General features: G+C 60.6%; 16 protein-coding genes. 6 read left to right on the plus strand and 10 right to left on the minus strand.

What is annotated here, in order from left to right:
* Window positions 1-13: 13 nt before the first annotated feature.
* From AB4N48_RS03600 to AB4N48_RS03610, 3 genes are read left to right on the plus strand one after another with little or no spacing between them, the layout of a single operon-like run.
* A complete protein-coding gene (locus AB4N48_RS03600; RefSeq protein ID WP_041480029.1) occupies window positions 14-682 on the plus strand; it encodes a class I SAM-dependent methyltransferase in 669 nt (222 codons plus the stop codon).
* A gap of 3 nt (window positions 683-685) precedes the next feature.
* A complete protein-coding gene (locus tag AB4N48_RS03605; RefSeq protein WP_460094814.1) occupies window positions 686-1,402 on the plus strand; it encodes a lipopolysaccharide kinase InaA family protein in 717 nt (238 codons plus the stop codon).
* Window positions 1,403-1,404: 2 nt separating this feature from the next.
* Complete coding sequence (locus AB4N48_RS03610; protein ID WP_041479852.1) at window positions 1,405-1,632, plus strand: hypothetical protein; 228 nt, start codon at window positions 1,405-1,407, stop codon at window positions 1,630-1,632.
* Window positions 1,633-1,809: 177 nt separating this feature from the next.
* Here AB4N48_RS03610 and AB4N48_RS03615 read toward each other — a convergent pair whose 3' ends face one another.
* The 10 genes from AB4N48_RS03615 to AB4N48_RS03660 form a co-directional block, all read right to left on the minus strand.
* Window positions 1,810-4,836, minus strand: a complete 3,027-nt coding sequence (locus AB4N48_RS03615) for a multidrug efflux RND transporter permease subunit (protein ID WP_460094816.1) — start codon at window positions 4,834-4,836, stop codon at window positions 1,810-1,812.
* Window positions 4,837-4,849: 13 nt separating this feature from the next.
* The gene (locus tag AB4N48_RS03620) at window positions 4,850-5,998 is read right to left on the minus strand and encodes an efflux RND transporter periplasmic adaptor subunit (protein ID WP_460094817.1); all 1,149 of its coding nucleotides are present in this window, start codon (window positions 5,996-5,998) and stop codon (window positions 4,850-4,852) included.
* Between the two features lie 256 nt (window positions 5,999-6,254).
* Window positions 6,255-7,355, minus strand: a complete 1,101-nt coding sequence (locus AB4N48_RS03625; RefSeq protein ID WP_056789981.1) for a DUF1513 domain-containing protein — start codon at window positions 7,353-7,355, stop codon at window positions 6,255-6,257.
* Window positions 7,356-7,369: 14 nt separating this feature from the next.
* On the minus strand, window positions 7,370-8,434 hold the full coding sequence (locus AB4N48_RS03630; protein ID WP_460094818.1) for an imelysin family protein: 1,065 nt from the start codon (window positions 8,432-8,434) through the stop codon (window positions 7,370-7,372).
* A 27-nt stretch (window positions 8,435-8,461) separates the two neighbouring features.
* The gene (locus AB4N48_RS03635) at window positions 8,462-9,889 is read right to left on the minus strand and encodes a di-heme oxidoreductase family protein (RefSeq protein WP_460094819.1); all 1,428 of its coding nucleotides are present in this window, start codon (window positions 9,887-9,889) and stop codon (window positions 8,462-8,464) included.
* 277 nt (window positions 9,890-10,166) lie between these two features.
* Window positions 10,167-11,519, minus strand: a complete 1,353-nt coding sequence (locus AB4N48_RS03640) for an imelysin family protein (RefSeq protein ID WP_076563990.1) — start codon at window positions 11,517-11,519, stop codon at window positions 10,167-10,169.
* Window positions 11,520-11,723: 204 nt separating this feature from the next.
* The gene (locus tag AB4N48_RS03645; protein WP_460066159.1) at window positions 11,724-12,719 is read right to left on the minus strand and encodes an IS110 family RNA-guided transposase; all 996 of its coding nucleotides are present in this window, start codon (window positions 12,717-12,719) and stop codon (window positions 11,724-11,726) included.
* Window positions 12,720-13,011: 292 nt separating this feature from the next.
* On the minus strand, window positions 13,012-15,063 hold the full coding sequence (locus AB4N48_RS03650) for a putative bifunctional diguanylate cyclase/phosphodiesterase (RefSeq protein WP_016773430.1): 2,052 nt from the start codon (window positions 15,061-15,063) through the stop codon (window positions 13,012-13,014).
* 329 nt (window positions 15,064-15,392) lie between these two features.
* Window positions 15,393-15,989 (minus strand): superoxide dismutase, encoded by a 597-nt coding sequence (locus AB4N48_RS03655; RefSeq protein WP_016773431.1) that lies wholly within the window; start codon window positions 15,987-15,989, stop codon window positions 15,393-15,395.
* 176 nt (window positions 15,990-16,165) lie between these two features.
* Window positions 16,166-16,768 carry a LysE/ArgO family amino acid transporter gene (locus AB4N48_RS03660; RefSeq protein ID WP_056789970.1) on the minus strand — a complete coding sequence of 201 codons (603 nt, stop codon included), beginning with the start codon at window positions 16,766-16,768 and terminating at the stop codon, window positions 16,166-16,168.
* Between the two features lie 96 nt (window positions 16,769-16,864).
* Between AB4N48_RS03660 and AB4N48_RS03665 the strand changes: the two genes are divergently transcribed.
* The 3 genes from AB4N48_RS03665 (at window position 16,865) to AB4N48_RS03675 (ending at window position 19,818) form a co-directional block, all read left to right on the plus strand.
* On the plus strand, window positions 16,865-17,752 hold the full coding sequence (locus AB4N48_RS03665; protein WP_041479845.1) for a LysR family transcriptional regulator ArgP: 888 nt from the start codon (window positions 16,865-16,867) through the stop codon (window positions 17,750-17,752).
* Window positions 17,753-17,851: 99 nt separating this feature from the next.
* Window positions 17,852-18,844, plus strand: coding sequence for an NAD-dependent epimerase/dehydratase family protein (locus AB4N48_RS03670; protein WP_406227280.1), 993 nt, complete (start codon window positions 17,852-17,854; stop codon window positions 18,842-18,844).
* A gap of 116 nt (window positions 18,845-18,960) precedes the next feature.
* The gene (locus AB4N48_RS03675; protein ID WP_460094820.1) at window positions 18,961-19,818 is read left to right on the plus strand and encodes an ATPase; all 858 of its coding nucleotides are present in this window, start codon (window positions 18,961-18,963) and stop codon (window positions 19,816-19,818) included.
* Window positions 19,819-19,926: the final 108 nt, after the last annotated feature.

A 19,926-nucleotide genomic window follows, 5' to 3' on the forward strand; every position in this document is an offset into this window, starting at 1 on the left:
AGGAGTCCAGATGATGGCCGGCCCGATCAAGCTCGATTTTTCCGAAAAGTACGACGACCAACACGCACAACGATATCTGCGCAAGCACCAGCAAAGCCTTGGTCGCCGCCTGTCGCACTTGCGCGATGAGCAAGTCGGTCGCAAGGCCTTGGCGCTGGCGGGAGATCCCGGGCTGGTGCTGGATCTGCCCTGCGGTGCCGGGCGTTTCTGGCCAATGCTCGCGGAGAAGCCCAACCGGGTGATCATCGGCGCGGACAATTCCGAATCGATGATCAAGACCGCGATGCAGGGACAACCGGCCGAGGTGGTCAAGCGTGTACAACCGCTGCACACCTCGGCATTCGATATCGCTCTGCCGGATAATTCGGTCGACAGCATCTTTTGCATGCGTCTGTTGCACCACATCGGCGAGGCCGAGCACCGCCGGGTGATCCTGCGCGAGTTCGAGCGGGTGACCCGTGACAGCGTGATTGTTTCGTTGTGGGTCGACGGCAATTTCAAGGCCTGGAAGCGCAAGCGTGCCGAGCGGGATCGGCCAAGTCATGATTACCAGAATCGGTTTCTGATTCCGGCGGCGACGATCGAGAAAGAATTTGAACAGGCGGGTTTCCGCATTCAGGAACAACTGGACTTCATACCGCTCTATGCGATGTGGCGAGTTTACGTATTACGCAAGAGGTAGAGGATGGCAGTGCAAGCAGCGGTTGAAGCGGATGTCGCTCCCCAGGATCGTTTCGATTATTACTGGAACCAGCGCGGCGAATGGGTTGAAGAGCCCAATGTGCGCCGTGGTGGCGAAAGCGGGGTGCAGCGCATCGTCGACCGTGACGGGCAGCTTTTGTACGCCAAGCGCCAGACCGGGCACATCTATCGCAGTTGGTTGCACCCCTTCGGTCGCCCGACCGTATTGCGTGAACTCGACGCCCTGACTGGCGTTAGCAAACTCGGCGTGCGCGTACCGCAGATCGTCTTTTGCGGCGCCCAGCCGGATCCGCAGCACAAATGGCGCGCGCTGCTTGTCACCAAATCCCTCGACGGTTTCCAGGAACTGGAACGCTGGCTGGCCGCTGCCGGTGGTCGCGATCAGTGTGGCGACGTGGTTTACGAGAAAGTCCTCAAGGACCTCGCCGAGAACCTGGCGCGCATGCACAAGGGCCGCTGGCAGCACAGCTGCATTTACATCAAGCACGTTTTCGTTCGCGTCACCGGCGAGGGCGAAGCAGCGCAGGTTGAAGTGGCGTTGATCGATCTGGAGAAGTGCCGCCAGCGTCTGACCCCCTATCGCGCCGCGCAGCATGACATGAAGCAACTGCGTCGCCATTCGTCGTTCCGCGATGCCGACTGGAAGAAACTCGTCTACTTTTATGAGACGGCGTTTGGCAGCGCTATCAAAGGTTTATAGCGATGAAACTCGAAATTGCACGAGGTTTGTTCCTGATCGGGGCCTTGGCAGTTGCTTCACTGGCGGTGGCTGCCTGGGAGCAGCCGCGCATGCAGGTCATAGGGGCGTCCGGGAACGACGCTCATTGTTCGGTTCCACGGGTGGCGAAAGCCTCTGTGGCAACCCAGCCCGATCATGATCTGCTGTTGTTCATGTTCGGACTGTCCCAAGGGATGAGGCCAGCCAGTTGACACGATTCAAGCCCAAATAAAAGGCCTCGCAGTTGCGAGGCCTTTTTTATTCAACAACTTTCAAGATACATATCGTCCTCTGTGGGAGCGAGCCTGCTCGCGAAGGTGTGTCAGTCGACATCAATGCAACTGAAATACCGCATTCGCGAGCAGGCTCGCTCCCACAGGGAAATGTGCTTATCTGGCATCTGGCTTAGCAAGGAAGGTATAAACACACGGCAGCACGAACAGCGTAAACAACGTGCCAATCGACATCCCCGTGGCAATCACCATGCCGATATCAAAGCGGCTCACGGCGCCCGCGCCGGTTGCCAGAATCAGCGGCACCATGCCGAACACCATTGCCGCCGTCGTCATCAGTACCGGGCGCAAGCGAATTGCTGCCGCTTCCTCCACCGCGTCACGGGCGCTCAGGCCCTTGTCCTTGCGCAACTGGTTGGCGAATTCGACGATCAGGATGCCGTGCTTGCTGATCAGGCCGATCAGCGTCACCAGCCCGACCTGGGTGTAGATGTTCATGCTCGACCAGCCGAGGAACAACGGGATCAGCGCGCCGCAGATCGACAGCGGTACGGTGACCAGAATCACCAGCGGATCGCGGAAGCTTTCGAACTGTGCGGCCAGCACCAGAAAGATGATCGCCAGCGCCAGAGCGAATGTGACCCACAATGCGCTGCCTTCCTGCACGTACTGGCGCGAGGCACCACCGTAATCGAAGGCAAACCCGGCCGGTGCTTCTTCGCGGGCAATCTGCAGCACGGTATCGATGGCTTCGCCCATGCTCACCAGCGGGAAACCGGAAATCTTCGCCGCGTTGAGCTGCTGGAACTGATTGAGCTGGCGCGGCCTTGCGCGGTCGCTGACCTTGATCAGCGTCGACAGCGGCAGCAATTCGCCCTGGGTGTTTTTCACGTAGTAATTGTTCAGCCAGTCCGGGTTGTCGCGGTAGGCCCGTTCGACCTGGGCGATGACCTTGTAGCTGCGCCCGTCGATGGTGAAGCGGTTGATCTCCGCCTCGCCCAGCAAGGTCGCCAGCGTGCTGCCGAGGTCTAGCATCGACACGCCCATCTGCGCAGCCTTGTCGCGGTCGATATCGACCACTACTTCCGGCTTGTCGAACGCCAGATCGAGGTCGACGAAGGCGAACTTGCCTGACTCCATGGCGCGTTTCTCGATGCGCTCGGCGACTTGCAGCAGCAGTTCATAGTCATTGGCGGTGTTGACCACGAATTCGAAGGGCAGGCCTTCACCGGTGCCGGGCAGGGAGGGCAGGTTGAAACCGAAGATCTGCAGGCCGGGAATGCTCTCCAGTTTGCTCTGCACCTCGGGAAGGATTTCCATCTGCGTGCGGCTACGCTCATTCCATGGCTTGAGCAGGAAGCCGCCGATACCGGCCTGCACGCCGTTGTAGCCGTTGATCTGGAACGAGGAGTAGTACTCGGGAAACTCCTTGAAGATGGTGATGAATTCGTCGGTGTAGGTGCTCAGGTAGTCGAGGTTGGTCGGCTGCGGCGCGCTGGCCATCATGAAAATGATGCCCTGGTCTTCGTCCGGGGCCAGTTCCGACTTGGTGAACTTGAGAAACACCGGAATCAGGCACAGCACGATCACCGCAAACACCAGCACCACCGGCCGAGTATTCAGCGTGCCATGCAGCATGCTTTGATAACGGCGCTTGAGGCCTTCAAAGACTCGGTCGAGACGATGGGCCAGGCCGCTGGGATTCTCTTCGTGGCGCAGCAGAAACGCGCACATCATCGGCGACAGAGTCAGGGCGACGACGCCGGAGATCACCACCGCGCCGGCCAGGGTCAGGGCGAACTCCTTGAACAGCGCTCCGGTCAGCCCGGTGAGAAAACCGATCGGCGCATACACCGCCGCCAGGGTGATGGTCATCGACACCACCGGCATGGCGATTTCCCGGGCGCCTTCCAGGGCTGCGTCGAACGGCGTCTTGCCTTCCTCGATGTGCCGGTGGATGTTTTCCACCACGACGATCGCGTCGTCCACCACAAGACCGATGGCCAGCACCATCGCCAGCAGCGTCAGCAGGTTCATCGAGTAACCCATCATCTGCATGAAGAACATCACGCCGATCATCGACAGCGGAATGGTCACCACCGGGATCACCACCGAACGCAACGCGCCGAGGAACAGGAACACCACGACGATGACGATCAGTACCGCTTCGAACAAGGTCTTCACCACCTCATCGATCGAGGCCTGAATGAACAGCGTGGCGTCGTAGGCGATCTCGCTTTTCAGGTTCGGCGGCAGCTGCGCTTCCAGCTCGGGCATCAGCTTGCGCACTTCCTTGATCACGTCCAGCGGGTTGGCGCCGGGAGTGGCCTTGATGCCGATATACACCGACGGCGTGCCGCCGAACGAGCTGATCGAATCGTAGTTTTCCGCGCCCATTTCCACCCGCGCGACATCACGCAGCAACACGCGGCTGTCGCCATCGACCTTGAGCGGAATCGCCGAAAAGGCCTCGGCGGATTTCAGTTCGGTGTTGGCGTTGATGCTGGTGACGGTGTACTCGCCTTTCACTTCGCCGGCGGCGGAGAGGAAGTTGTACTGGCGCACCGCCGCAGTCACGTCGGCGGCGCTGAGGCCGAAGCCGGCGAGTTTCACCGGGTCGAGCCACAGGCGCATGGCGAACACCTGGTTGCCGAGAATTTCCGCTTCGGCCATGCCCGGCAGCGTCGCCAGTTTTGGCTGGATGACCCGCGACAGGTAATCGGTGATCTGCGGGTTGCTCAGGTCCTCGCTGAAGAAACTGATGTACATCAGCGCCGAGGCATCGGCGGATTCCTTGCTCAGCACCGGGTCTTCGGCGTCCTGCGGCAGCTTGTTCTTCACCTCGTTGGCCTTGGCCAGCAGTTCGGTGAACAAGCGGTCGGTGTTGGCACCGATGCGCGCGTAAATCGAAATCACCGAGAAGTTCTGCCGGCTGACCGAGGTCATGTAATCGATGCCTTCGGCGCTGGCCAGGCTCTGTTGCATCGGCTGGGTGATGTAGCCCTGAATGGTTTCGGCGTTGGCCCCGGGATAAGCGGTGGTCACCGTGATCAGGGCGTTTTCCATTTGCGGGTACTGGCGCAGCGGCAGCTTGCTCCAGGCCTGAAAGCCCAGCAGCACAATCAGCAGGCTGACCACGGTGGCGAGCACCGGGCGGCGGATGAACGGATCGGTAAAAGCCATGGGGATTCCTTGATCAGTCGGCGCGAGGCGGACTGTTCTGCTCGCCGAGGGTCTTGTCGTCGCTGATGGCAATGTGGGCGCCGTTGTCCAGTTTGATCTGGCCCGCCGTCACCACTTGTTCGCCGCTCTGCACGCCCTTGTTGATCATCACCAGGCCATCGCGGCGTTCACCGGTCTCGACGAAGCGCCGCTCGGCAATCAGCAGCGGTTGGCCGTTGTCATCCTTGGCGACGCTGCCGTCCTCGGCCTTCTTCTGCCCGACCACGTACACCGAGTTGCCGTACAGGGTGTAGGTGATCGCGCTTTCCGGCACGACGATGTGGTTCTGGGGATTCGGCAGCAGCACTTCAAGGCTGGCGAACATCCCCGGCAGCAGCTTGCCGTCGGGGTTGGCGAGGGTGGCGCGGACCAGAATATTACGCGTGGTGCTTTCGACGATCGGGTTGATCGCGCTGATCTTGCCGACAAAGTTCTGTCCCGGATACGCGGCGACAGTGAACTGCACGGGCTGGCCGATAGCGAGTTTCGGCACCGCTTGTTCGGGCACGTAGAAGTCGGCGTAAAGGCTGCTCAAGTCCTGCAACGTGGCGATTTTGGTGCCACTGGCGAGGTAGTCGCCGACGTCGACCTGACGGATGCCGATGGTGCCGCTGAACGGCGCGAGGATGCGCTTTTTCGCCAGCGATGCGTTGAGCTGATTGACCGTGGCCTTGTTCTTTTGCAGCACGGCGGAGAGGCGGTCGTACTCGCCTTTGGAGATCGCGCGGCTGTCGACCAGTTGCGCGCCACGGCCGAAATCAAGCTGCGCTAGACCGAGGTCGGCGCGGGCAGTTTCCAGCAGAGCGGTCTCGACGGCGCTGTCGAGCTGCAGCAGCGGTTGGCCGGCCTTGACCTTCTGCCCGGATTCGAATTTGAGTTCAGTGACGGTGCCGGCGACTTCCAGACTCAAGTCGACACCTTGCAGGGCCTTGAGCGTGCCGACGGTGGGCAGGCGCATCTGCCACGGCTGTTCGCCGGCAGTGGCCACGGCGACGCTGATCGGCGGCTTGGGCTTGGAAAAGCCCTGGATCATCGTGTAGATCGAAAAGGCTTTGTATCCGCCCAGTACCAGGACGATCAGCAAAACAACACCCAACATGATCAGCATGCGGCGACGCAGCATATTTCCATTTCCTTGGATAAATCATGAGACAGGCGGGCACATTACTCCGAGTCAGGTGGGGATTCCAACTGGCAGTTATTACGTGAAGGCCGGATATGAACCCTGTGGCGAGGGGATTTATCCCCGTTGGGCTGCGAAGCGGCCCCCTGAATCCATCAGTCATACCGCAATTGCAGTTTTAAGGGCGGCTGCGCCACCCAACGGGGATAAATCCCCTCGCCACAGGATGGGGGGCCATCTCAAAAATGGGAGGGTATCAGGCCATCAGATGAAGATGGTTGTCCCAGAGCCCCGCCGGCAATTCCAGCGGCTTGGCCAGCAGTTGTTCCTGGCGGCAATCGTAGTAACGGCAACGGCCCTGCCCCGAGGTCACGACAAAGCCATCCTTTACCGCACCGACGCCGGCGCAATCAGGCAAAGGCGCATCGAGGCGCAGTTCGCCGCTGTCCAGATCCCAGATAAAGAAGCGATTGCCGCGCGGTGCCGTCAACGCGACCAGACGCAGATCGCTGTGCACCGCGACGCTGGCGGTGTAGTGCCCCATCGCCTGCAACTGCTGCTCGGCCACCGGGAACGCCACGAACGCTTGTCCCGGTCGCTTGATCGCCAACAGCTCCGAGCGCTCGTGGGAAGGCCCCATGAATTGCTGACCGGCAACGATGGTGCCGTCACTGGCGATGCCCAGGTGGCGGACGCTGTTCATCTGCTGGGCGAGGGTTTCCTTGCTCAGCAACGTGCCGTCGCGCTGCATCAACACCAGGCTCGGTTCCATGGCGTTAAGGTTCATGTCGACGCGGCTTTCCGCCTCGGTGCGAATCCCACCGTTGGCCACTACCAGCGTCTCGCCGTCGGGCATCCAGGACACCTGATGCGGGCCGAGACCGTGAGTGGAAATCTCGCCCGTGTGCACCAGCCGTTCGCCTTCGAACTTGTACACGCCGAGCAGGCCACGGCCGGGATCGCTCGTGTCATTCTCGGTGGCGTACAGGTATTCGCCGTCCTTGTGCACCACGGCGTGGCCGTAGAAGTGCCGGTCCGGCTGCGAGGTCACGGTCTGCAGCAGCTTGCCGTCGCGCAGGTCGATCAGGTAACTCTCGGTTCCCGGACGCCGCGCGACGAACAGCGCCAGCGGCTGCGTCGGATGATTGATGATGTCGTGACAACGCTGGCCGACGTGGGTAGCGAACACCCGCGTACCGTCGAGCCGATAGCCGACGGCGTAATGCTTGCCGTCAGTATCGTCGCGCGCCGACAGCAACAGCGGGCTCTGATCCTTGCGTTTGAACAGCGTCCAGCCGCCCAGCGTCACTGCTCCCAGCAGTGCACTACCTAAAGTCAGAACCTGACGTCGCAGCATGGCACTCGCCCTCATCAGTCACCGTCGTTGGCGTTGAAGCCCAGTTGGATGCCCAGCGCCTTGGCCAGCTCGCCTTCATGCAGGCGATGGACGACGTTGAGGCTGTCGTAGATATCGTTGAGTTGCTGGCGCCCGGCGTCGTCTTCGAGCATTTCGCCGAGCGAACGCTGGGTGCTGTCGAACAGCTTCAGCGAAGCGGCATAAGCGGCATCGACCTTGTCCGCCAACGGTTTCTGCTCGGCCGGCAGCAGACCGCGCAGGCCTTTGTTGTCGACGCCTTCCCAGACGGTTTTGGCTGCGGCAAGGCTGGCTTCCAGCGCCGTCAGCGACGACTGGCTGCGCCACGCATCCGCCTGGAATGGCTGCGGCACGCCTTTGCTCTGCCGGCCCATCGGCGTGCCGAGTTTTTTCTTCAGGGTATCCAGTGCCGTCACTTGTACGCGCAGCAGATCGGCGATCGCTTCGTGGGAGTCGGCGTAGCGCTGGTTAGGGAACTTGCTCATCTGCGCGAGCATGCCGTCGGTGTTGTTCCAGCCCTGCAGGATTTCTTCGGCCAGTTGCTTCTGGCGTTCGCCGATGGCGATCAGCAGCGGGCAGTATTTGGCTTTTTGCGCGTCGTTGGCGACGTCAGGCTTGGCGTCGAAGAGGATGTATTCGTAAGCCGACAGGCCCTGCACCACGACGCTGGATTTGGCCAGCGCTGCGGCATCGATCTGCGGCTGGGCCACGACCAATTGCTCGACCTGACGGCCGACGAGGTTTTTCTTGTCCGGCCAGAACTGCACTTGCCACGAGCGATTGCCCTCGGCCAGCGGCCCGATCAACAGCGGTTGCAACTCGGCCCAGGCTTTCTGCGCGTGAAGGAAGTCGGCACGGGCGGTTTCCAGGGTCTCTTTGCCCTGGCAGTAGGCGAGGGCGCTGACCGCCAGTTGCCGGTCGGCTTCGACCCAGCGAGTGTAGGTCGGCAGGATCACCGATTTGGCGATCGCCGCCGAAGTGACCGCTTGCGGGTCCTGCGGCGAGCAGGCGCCGAGGGCGAGCGCGGCAAGGCTGGTGAACAGTAACTTGGGACGGAACATGTCGGGCTCCCGATGCTTTTACAGTATTTAAAGTGAGTTCAGAAAAGCCAGCAACGCAGCGCGCTGCTCGGCATTGAAAGACAAAACCTGTTGCTGCGCCGCCGTCGCCTCGCCGCCATGCCAGAGCACCGCTTCGAGCAGGTTGCGTGCGCGACCGTCATGCAAAAACTGGGTGTGACCGCTGACCGCTTGCGTCAGACCAATCCCCCACAACGGCGGCGTGCGCCAGTCGCGGCCGGAGGCCTGAAATTCGGTGCGGTTGTCCGCCAGGCCTTCGCCCATGTCATGCAGCAGCAAGTCGCTGTATGGACGAATCACCTGATTGGCCAGTTCCGGTTCGGCGGCATCGGCGGCAGTGGTGTATTTCGGCGTGTGGCACGACTGGCAACCGGCCTGGAAAAACAGATTCTTGCCGGCCAGCACCTGTGGATCGTTGACGCCACGGCGCGCCGGCACTGCGAGATTGCGGCTGTAGAACAGCACCAGCCGCAGGATGTTGTCGCTCACCTCCGGTTCACCGTCCGGGCCATTGCCGTTCGGCGCCTGTTTGCAGGCAGTCTGCGCCTCGGTGCAATCGTCGAACGGCCGCAGGCTGGTGGTCAGGCCCATGTCCCCCGAGAACGCATGAACATTCTGTTGATTGAGATTCGGTTGCCCGGCTTTCCAGCCGAACCGGCCGATGACGGTTTTCTGCAACTGGTCATCCCAGACCTGGTTGGGTCGGCCATTGATGCCGTTGCTCTCTTTCGCCTGGGCGGCGGCGTTGGCGAGGATCGCCTCTTCGGGGATCGCTTCGAGCAGGCCCAGACCAATCATCGGCGGCGCCACCCGCGCGGAAAAACGCGTGTCCGGGTGCATCGGCCCGTAACCGAGTTGAGTGATCTGCAAGGTCGGTTTGCGCAGCTCGACTTCAGTGCCGTCCTTGAAGCGTACCGGCACCGGCGTGTAGTCCACCCGCACCTTGCCTTCCGGGGCAACCCCGGGCACGGCCATATCCTGGAACTGCCCGCCATATACCGGCTCCGGCACCACGCCGAGCTGTTGGATGACTTTGGCGTAGGGCGGCGCGTCGGGAATCGACAGGCGCACCAGCATCGACACTGCATTGCTTGCATCAGGTGCCGGCGGATGACCGCGACCGTCCTTGATGTGGCAATTCTGGCAGGCGTTGGTATTGAACAACGGGCCGAGACCGTCGCGCGCCGTGGTGGTCGACGGCGCGATCACCCACGGGCTGCGAAAGAAACTGTTGCCGACACTGAAGTCCACCCGCCGCGAGGGCGGCAAGTTGGCCGATGGCAGGGAGAAGGCGTTCTGATCGCTCTTGCGCACGGTCGCCGCACCGCCCGAACGCGCTTCCCCCGGCTCGGCCTTGGTGAAACGCGGGGCGTCATCGCAGGCACTCAGGCCCAGGGCCAGCAACAGTGCGGACAAGCGAAGAGGCAGCGAGGGCATCAGACATCCTGCGGACGGGCAAAAATGAAGGCGCAAAGTCTAACAGGGCGGGGGAGTTTGAATAAGAGGAATTATCGTTTGCTTGATATCGCGCAAGCCTTTAAGCGCATGCCAACACTGTGGGAGCGAGCCTGCTCGCGAAAGCGATGCCCGACGCGCTGAAAATGCTGCGCCGGATCAAGCCTTCGCGAGCAGGCTCGCTCCCACAGGGATAGTGGTGTGCCAATAATGAAAAAGGCGACCCGAAGGTCGCCTCTTTTTGACGCGGACGCTGCGATCAGAATTCGTGATCGGCGCTGTCCGGGTTCAGGTCGCTGATGCCCAGTTTGCCCGCAGCGGCTTCGATCGAGCCGGTCTGCTTGACCAGCGCGGCGATGGCGTCGCGAACGACCTGGTTGCCAGCGGTGTTGCCGGCAGCGATCAACTGGTCGTAGTGCTCACCCTTGTTGGCGTGATCGACCATGACCTGGATCTTCGCTTCGGTCGCGGCCAGATCGGCTTTCAGCGCGGTGTCGGCAGCCGGGTCGGCCTTGGCCACCAGCGACGACAGGCTGGCGCCGGTCATCTTGGTGCCGTCAACACGGGTGTACTCGCCCAGGTAAACATTACGAATGCCTTTGGCGTCGTAGAAGTGCGAGTAGTGGGTGTTGTCGCTGAAGCAATCCTGCTCGTCTTCAGGGGAGTTGGCTTCCAGGGAAACCTTCATGCGCTCGCCCGCCAGTTCACCCAGGGACAGGCTGCCCATGCCGAAGAGCATTTTGCGCAGGCCGGTTTCGCCTGGCTCGGCTTCCAGGGTGGCGCGGTAGTTGTCGGCCACGTTCGGCTTCCAGTTGGCGACCATTTCTTCCAGATCGCTGACCAGCAGTTGGGTCACGGCTTTCAGGTAGGCGCGACGACGCTCGTTGTGACCACCGGTGGCGCCGGCGCCTTCCAGGTAGTCCGAGGCCGGACGGTTGCCAGCGCCAGGGCCGGTGCCGTTCAGATCCTGGCCCCAGAGCAGGAATTCGATCGCGTGGTAGCCGGTGGCGACGTTGGCTTCGGAACCGCCCAGCTCGTTGAGGCTGGCGAGTTTTTCCGGGGTGATCTCTTTCACGTCGACTTTGTCTTCGCCGACCTGCACTTCGGTGTTGGCAATGATATTGGCGCTGGCGCCCGGGTTACCCAGTGCGTGCTCGTAGGATTTGTCGACGTAGTCGATCAGGCCTTCGTCCAGCGGCCAGGCGTTAACCTGACCTTCCCAATCGTCAATGATGGTGTTGCCGAAGCGGAACACTTCGCTCTGCAGGTACGGCACGCGCGCGGCAACCCAGGCAGCCTTGGCGGCTTTCAGGGTGTCAGCATTCGGCTTGGCGAGGAACGCGTCGACCGCAGTTTGCAGGGTTTTCGCAGTGGATTCGGCATCGCTGTAAACGGCGAAGACCATGTCGGCATAGTGCGCGACCACGGCCTTGGCGGCAGCATCGTCAACTTTACCGGCAGCAGGAGCCGGTGCAGCGGCAGGGGCTGGAGCAGCGCTGCTGGAAGCCGGAGTCATTTCGGAGGCTTTTTCTTTGTCCTTGCCTTCGCCGCAACCGGCGAGGGAAATAGCGATGGCCAGCAGACTGGCGGTAGCCAGAGGCATACGAATCATGGCGAACATCCTGCTTCGGTAGTTGAATGGACTGGCGCCGGTGGCGCGCAAAACTGCGACATAATGCAAATCTTTCGCATTATGTGTAAAGGCGTGCTTGGAAATATTTCTTATTTGCGCATGAAAATCAAAAGTCGCAGCCTCGTTTCACTCGTCAGCTCCTACAGGGGGAACGCATTTCAAATGTAGATACTCTGTTCACGGTCAAGCTTTTTGGGTGTGTTTATCGCTAAAAAGCTTGGCTGTACTGAAGTCTTCGCCTGCCCGCATGCAGGCCCATAGTCCGGTCAGGTATTTGCGCATGACTGCGACAATAGCCTGCATCTTCCTCTTTCCTCGAGCCACCAAGGCTTCGTAAAACGCTTTAACGTTCGGGTCGCAACGTATGGCGGTCAGCGCAGGCATGTACATCGCTGATCGCAAATAGGCATTGCCGCCCTTACTTATCCGGCCGGGTTTATCAATGCTGGTGCCTGATTGCGTGAGTCGGACATCGAGTCCGGCATGGCGGCTGACCTGCGCTGACTTGAGCGTTACCGGTAAGGTCGTCAGTTCAGCCAGCGCCGCAAATACTGAGATCTCACCCATGCCAGGGGCGGCGATCATGTGGGCGAACTGGGCGCTCAACGTTGGGCAGTTGTCGATCAATGCACGACCCGCTAGTCGGAAACGCTCGATTCGTTTGTCAAAGGCGTTGATGGCTTCTTCTTCGTCTTCAATCAGCATCAGAAGAGTTGTTTGAGTGGCTTTTAGTGCATGCAGCTCGTTTTTGGCGCGGGTGCGATGACCCGTCAAACGATTGATGTGGCGACCGATAGCGCGTAGCTCAAGCTGTATTGAAGTGGGCGGCGTCCACAACCTTGGGCTCATGCGTTCGCCGTACTCAGCTAATAACTGGGCATCGATTGCGTCCGTTTTGCTGTTTTTCAGCATCAGTTTTGCAAAGTTGTGAAAACTCTTCGGATTGATAACCGAGACTGGCAAACCCGCCGCAGCGAGCTCCATGGCCAAGTCCAGATAGTAGATTCCTGTGGCTTCCATCACCACAGACATAGGCTTGAGCTCAAGCAATTTGCCGACAGCAGCTTTGCGCCCCGCCGGTGTCTGGTCGATATTGCACTGACCTGCAAAGCGGCCGCCATTGCGCCAGCCCATCGCTGTAGTGCGAGATCCCACATCCAAGCCGACGTGCATGTTCATGCTTTCAACTCCAAGAGAACTGAGTTAAAAATGCTTCCTGGTTCCCCTGACCTCGAACTTCATGCCACTGCAACCTTGTAATGCGAAGTCCGACTCGTCGGCTTCTCGATACTCTTCGTGGTGGGCAATGAGGCGGGGGGACCTCTCTACATACAAGGTCAGGAGCAAGTCCTGCCTTAAGGAGCGATCGGTCTCCCCCAGAAACACATCTTCGTATGTCGCACCAGCGAGCTTAGATCTCATTCATGCTGGTGTGTGGGGAACATACAAGGAGCTGCCGAAGGCTGCGATCTTATAAAATAGCCGCGTTGCTGCGTTGCGCCTGCTTGAGGTAAATACCCAGCTCCCGCGCCGGCAGCGGTTTGCTGTAGTGGTAGCCCTGACCTTCGTGGCAACCCTCGGAAATGATGTAGGTTTCCTGCTCGGCGGTTTCCACGCCTTCGGCAATCACCTGCATGCCGAGGCTCTTGCCCAGTTGAATGATCGCCCGAACGATGGTCGCGTCATCGTCGTCATCGAGCAGGTCCTGCACGAAGCTTTTGTCGATCTTGATCTTGTCCAGCGGCAGGCTTTTCAGATAGCTGAGGGACGAGTAGCCGGTGCCGAAGTCGTCGATCGCGATCAGCGCGCCGGAGCGGCGCAGGCTGAGCAGATGCTGGGCGGCGGTGGTGATGTCTTCCATCAGGCCGGTTTCGGTGACTTCCAGTTCCAGACTGCGCGGCGGCAAGCGGTACATCTGCAACAGGTTGTTGACCACCCGTGGCAGCTCGGCGTGGTGCAGTTGCACGGTGGACAGATTGACCGCCATGCGCAAATCGACAAAACCTTGATCGTGCCATTCGCGCAATTGCTTGCAGGCCTGATCGAGCACCCACTCGCCGATGGCGATGATCGTGCCGTTCTGTTCGGCCAGCGGAATGAACAGGTCCGGCGGCACCAGCCCGTGTTCCGGATGTTGCCAGCGAATCAGCGCTTCGACGCCAACCACGCGGTGATCGCGATAACTGATCTGCGGCTGATAGACGAGGTAGAACTGGTCGCGGATCAGCGCATCGCGCAAATCCTTTTCCAGCTCGCGACGACGGCGCATCTCGCTGTCGACGCTGGCGATATAGAACTGATAGCGATTGCGCGAGCGGGTCTTGGCCAGGGTCATGGTCTGCTCGGCTTTCTGCAACAGCTTCTCGGTGCTGTCGCCGTCCTCGGGGAACAGGGTGATGCCGATGGTCGCGCGCAGGCGGATTTCCTGATCGTCGAGGGCGAAGGGCGCCTCGAGGTCATCGAGAATGCTCTGCGCCAGTTCCGCTGCTTCGTAAGGCTGTTCAATGTCGGCCTGCACCAGCGCGAACTGATCGCCGCCCAAGCGAGCGAGGGCGCCCAGGCGACCGCTGTGGGCACGTAGACGATCGGCCAGGGCCAGCAGCAATTGGTCGCCGGTCTGGTAGCTGAATTGCTCGTTGATGCCCTTGAAGTCATCCAGGCCGACGCACAACACCGCGACGCGGCGCTGCAATTTTCCGGCATCGACGAGAATCTTGTCCAGTTGCTGCTGCAATTGCTGGCGGTTCGGCAGGCCGGTGAGGAAGTCGTACTGGGCCATGCGCAGCAGGCTGTTTTCCGCTTCGTGGCGCAGGTGGGTGTTGCGTTCGATGGACTCGAGCAACTGGTTGGCGGTGTTGATCCACAGGCCCAGCTCGTTTTTTTCGTGGCCCTTGATCTGCGGAATCTTGTGCTCGCTGGGACGATCGGGGTTGATCTCGGTGAGGTGCTCGATGATTCGCGACAGCGGTTTGGTCAGCAGCCAGTGATAGACCAGATACAGCACCAGCCCCAATGCCAGTGCGCGCAACACCCCGGAAATGAAAATGATCACTGAGCTGACGATAAACCCTTCGCCATAGGTGGCGGTGTCGAGGGTGATGCTCAGGTCGCCGTAGTATTCGCTGTAGGGGCCGCGGCCGACCAGTTGCGTGGTGAAGGTGCGTTCCTGGCCGAGGATCAGGTCGGTCAGCCAACGGCTATTGGAATGCTGCAGTTCGCGGGATTTCTGCGCGAGCATGGCTTCGTTGGGGTGGCCGATGGAGGCCTGACGCACGGCGTCGTCCTGGAACAGCCCTTCGATCACCTGCATGCCCATTTCCCGGTCCAAGCTGTACACGGCCTGGGTCGATGGATCGCGGAACATGTCGAGGATGCGCTCGGCGTCGCCGGCAACCGCCTGACGGGTCTTGTAGGCATCGAAGACAATCTGCGCGCAGCTCAAGACTACGCCTACGATCAATGCCGACAGGAGCACGACCCGGAGCAACTTCACCGACAAGCTGTTCTTGAGTTCCAGCTTCAAAGGGTTATTCCTTGTTCCGTGCGGGTAGCGTCAAGTTGCCATGAGTATTGGCAATCCCGGGTTGGCAGTCAAAGGGACAATCGGGCACGGGAAAAGTCGCCGTGATCCTGGCCGCAATGTCGTCATTTGAGTAATAGCTCTGAATTAACTGTGTCGGTTGCAATTGCCTTCAACTTGAGCACTGGGCCAAAGATTTTTTCCTGTCTGTGATGGTAGACGGCTGGGGGCTGGCGGCAAACGGCGCGAAGCTGCTTTTACCGTGCGAGAAACGCCATGCGCCGGGCATAAAAAAACCCGGCCGAAGCCGGGTTTTTCATCTGGCGCGCAGCTTAAGCGGTGAAGGTTTTGCCTTCGAACTGCTCGGCCACGAACTTCCAGTTGACCAGGTTCCAGAACGCTTCAACGTACTTCGGACGCAGGTTGCGGTAGTCGATGTAGTAAGCGTGTTCCCAGACGTCGCAGGTCAGCAGCGGGGTGTCGCCGCTGGTCAGCGGGTTGCCGGCGCCGATGGTGCTGGCCAGGGCCAGGGAACCGTCAGCCTTTTTCACCAGCCAGCCCCAGCCGGAACCGAAGGTGCCGATCGAGGTTTTGCTGAATTCTTCCTTGAACTTGTCGAACGAACCGAACGCTGCGTTGATGGCATCTGCCAGTGCGCCGGTTGGTTGACCGCCGGCGTTTGGCGCCAGGCAGTTCCAGTAGAAGGTGTGGTTCCAGACCTGAGCGGCGTTGTTGAAGATGCCGCCCGAAGAAGTCTTGACGATTTCTTCCAGGGTCTTGCCTTCAAACTCGGTGCCTGGCACCAGGTTGTTCAGGTTCACGACATAGGTGTTGTGGTGCTTGTCGTGGTGGAACTCCAGGGTTTCCTTGGAGATGTGCGGCTGCAGGGCATCGTGTGCGTAAGGCAGCGGCGGCAATTCGAAAGCCATGATGATTCTCCTAATCAGGTCTGTTGCGGTGAGCGCAAGGCCGATCACGGGCGGCCGGAAATGCACCGGCGAGTTTTTACTCTTTGCGGCGCAGGGTTCGGATCATAGCACCGGGGTCGCGCCTTAACCACGCAACAACTGTGTGGGATAGAGGTTCCAGAGCCTTTGCGAATAAATCATCCGGCGATGATCAACTGCGCGGCGACGGCGAACATCATCAACGCCACCACCAGATCGAGAATGCGCCACGTGCTCGGGCGGGCCAGCCACGGTGCCAGCCACGCCGCGCCGAGGGCCAGGGTGAAAAACCACAACAGCGAGGCACTCGCCGCGCCGACCACATAAGCGCCCGGCACCGATTGCTGCGCGCCCAGCGAGCCGATCAGCAAAACCGTATCGAGATAAACGTGGGGGTTGAGCAAGGTCACCGCCAGCGCGCTGAGCATCACTGCGCGCAGCGAACGCACGCTCTGGTTCTCGCCTTGCTCAAGGCTCTGTTTCGAGCAGGCCCGGCGCAGTGCCTGGCTGCCGTACCAGATCAGAAACGTCGCACCGCCCCAACGGGCGATCGCCAGCAGGGTCGGGTTCTGCGCGAGGATCGTCGCCAGGCCGAACACCCCGGCCGCGACCAGAATTGCGTCACACACCACGCACAATGCCGCCACCGGCAAATGGTGTTCACGGCGCAGGCTTTGCGCCAAGACAAAAGCGTTCTGCGTGCCGATCGCCATGATCAGGCCGAACGCCACCAACAGGCCGTTTACGTAGCTTTGCCACATGGGAGAGATCCTTGAAAGAGAGTGCTTGCTGGCTATTCTCCGGTGTGACGCTGTATAAGAAAAACCAATAGTGCTGATCGCCCATTAGGAAAACTGATGTTCGACTATAAATTGCTTTCCGCGCTCGCCGCTGTGGTCGAGCAGGCCGGATTCGATCGCGCCGCACAGGTGCTCGGCCTGTCGCAGTCGGCGATCTCCCAGCGCATCAAATTGCTTGAAGCGCGGGTCGGCCAGCCAGTGCTGGTGCGCGAAACACCGCCATCGCCGACCGAGATCGGCCGACGCTTGCTCAACCATGTGCAGCAGGTGCGTCTGCTGGAGCGCGACTTGCAATCAGTGGTGCCGGCGCTGGACGAAGAAGGCCTGCCCGATCGCCTGCGCATCGCCCTCAACGCCGACAGCCTCGCCACTTGGTGGGCCGAGGCCGTCGGCGATTTCTGCGCCGAGCAGCATTTGTTGCTCGACCTGATCGTCGAAGACCAGACCGTTGGCCTCAAGCGCATGCGTGCCGGTGAAGTGGCCGCATGCCTGTGTGCCAGCGAGCGGCCGGTGGCCGGCGCACGCAGCGTATTGCTCGGCGCCATGCGTTATCGGGCGCTGGCCAGTCCAGCCTTCCTCGCTCGGCATTTTCCCGAAGGCGTGCGCGCCGAACAGCTGCCGCGCACCCCGGCGCTGGTGTTCGGTCCGGACGATTTCCTTCAGCATCGCTATCTGGCGCTGTTGGGCGTCGACGGCGCGTTTGAACATCACTTATGTCCGTCCTCCGAAGGCTTTATCCGCCTGACCGAAGCCGGTCTGGGTTGGGGCCTGGTGCCGGAACTGCAGGTGCGCGAGCAATTGCAACGCGGGGTGCTGCGCGAATTGCTGCCAGATAAACCGATCGACGTGCCGCTGTACTGGCATCATTGGCGCAATGGCGGCCAGTTGCTCAATCTACTGACCGAACAACTGCTGCGCTCCTCAAAGCAATGGCTAGTGGCTTGAACGCAGCATCAAGCGTCAAGCTGCAAGCGGCAAGAACACGCACCGTTTCAACTTGCAGCTGAAAGCTCGAAGCTTGCAGCTGCTTCCCTGGAGTTTTTGATGAAGATTTTGGTTACCGGCGCCAGCGGCTTTATTGGCGGGCGCTTTGCGCGTTTCGCCCTGGAGCAGGGCCTTGAAGTGCGGGTCAACGGTCGCCGGGCCGAGAGCGTCGAACATCTGGTGCGCCGGGGCGCGGAGTTCGTGCCGGGCGATCTGAGCGACGCCGATCTGGTGAGGGATCTGTGCAGCGATGTCGAGGCCGTGGTGCATTGCGCCGGTGCTGTCGGTGTGTGGGGGCGTTATCAGGACTTTCATCAGGGCAACGTCGAAGTCACCGAAAACGTCGTCGAAGCCTGCCTCAAGCAGCGGGTGCGGCGGCTGGTGCATCTGTCGTCGCCATCGATCTATTTCGATGGCCGCGACCATGTAGGCCTGACCGAAGAGCAAGTGCCCAAACGCTTCAAGCATCCCTACGCCGCGACCAAGTATCTGGCCGAGCAGAAAGTCTTCGGTGCCCAGGAATTCGGTCTGGAAACCATCGCCCTGCGCCCGCGTTTCGTGACCGGTGCCGGCGACATGAGCATCTTCCCGCGCCTGCTGAAGATGCAACGCAAGGGCCGGCTGGCGATCATCGGCAATGGCTTGAACAAGGTCGATTTCACCAGCGTGCAGAACCTCAACGAAGCCATGCTCAGCAGCCTGTTGGCGCAAGGTTCTGCGCTCGGCAAGGCTTACAACATCAGCAACGGTACGCCGGTGCCGCTGTGGGACGTGGTCAATTACGTGATGCGGCGGATGGACGTCGATCAGGTGCGCAAATATCGCTCCTACGGTCTCGCGTACAGCGTCGCGGCGCTCAACGAAGGCGCGTGCATGCTCTGGCCGGGACGCCCGGAGCCGACCCTGTCGCGCCTGGGCATGCAGGTCATGAAAAAAAATTTCACCCTCGACATCAGCCGCGCCCGGCATTATCTCGACTACGATCCGAAAGTCAGCCTCTGGGCTGCCCTCGATGAGTTCTGTGCGTGGTGGAAAGCCCAGGACATCCGTTGAAACGATTCGGCCGGGCGGCAATGAACCGCCTTGCGGGTTGAGGGTCAATGCCTGCGGCTGCGGCGGTTATACTTCGCAGCATTTAGCCATCACCGCGTTTGCCAAAGGTTGCCTCAATGTCTATGCGAAACGATGCCCACGACGACGATTTCGATAACGTGCCAAGCCTGCGCGCTGACCCGTTCGACGACGATGACATCGCGCCCGGCCCCCGCACTTCCGTGCATTCGCGCACGGCGCCAGTGATCAAGGTCAGGGCCGCCAGCACCGGGCCGCTGTGGGCGCTGGTCGGTGCGTTGTTTTTCGCCTTCATCGGTCTGGCCTGGTGGAGCTTCCAGCAGATCTCGCTGATGGAACAGCAACTGGTCGCCACCCAGGAAAGCTTCGCCCGCATCAGCGAAGAAGCGGCGGGGCGCCTGCAGGATATTTCCGGCAAGGTCGTCGCCAGCCAGAGCAACGTCAACAGTGACAGCGAAGCGCTGAAGCTGCAGATCAAACAACTCGAAGGCAAGCTGCTCGACCAGAGCAAGCAGCAGCAAGGCGTGGCCGGGCAGGCCAGTGAGCTGGACAAGCGGCTGGCGCAAATGACCGCGCAGACCACCGAACAGCAGAACGCCAATACGCAGTTGCAGGTTCAGGTCAAAGCCTTGAGCGCCGAGCTGGCGACCATCAAAAGCACCCCGGCCGATACCAGCAAGGTCGATGCGCAGTTGAAAGCCTTCGACGCCCAGTTCAAAAGCCTCGGTGCCGATATCGCCGCGCTGAAGAAACAGGGCAACCCGAGCGCGGCGATCGATCGTCTGGAGCAGGACATCGTCGTGCTGAAAAGTCAGCAGGACAATCGCCCGGCAGCGCCGCAGGGTGGCGGCAATACCGCCGAGTTCGATGCGTTCCGCGCGCAGATGACCCGCAACCTCAACACTTTGCAGGCGCAGATCCAGAATCTCCAGCAGCAGATCAATTCCCGCCCGTAGCGACTGATCTGTTGCCCGGAGGGCTTTGTCCCCTCACCACAGGGGCCTGTAATCCCCTGCATCATTCTGAATACTCGTACATCAGCCCAAGCCGTCTACGCTCTTGAG

The sequence above is a fragment of the Pseudomonas sp. S2_C11 genome (assembly GCF_054668395.1).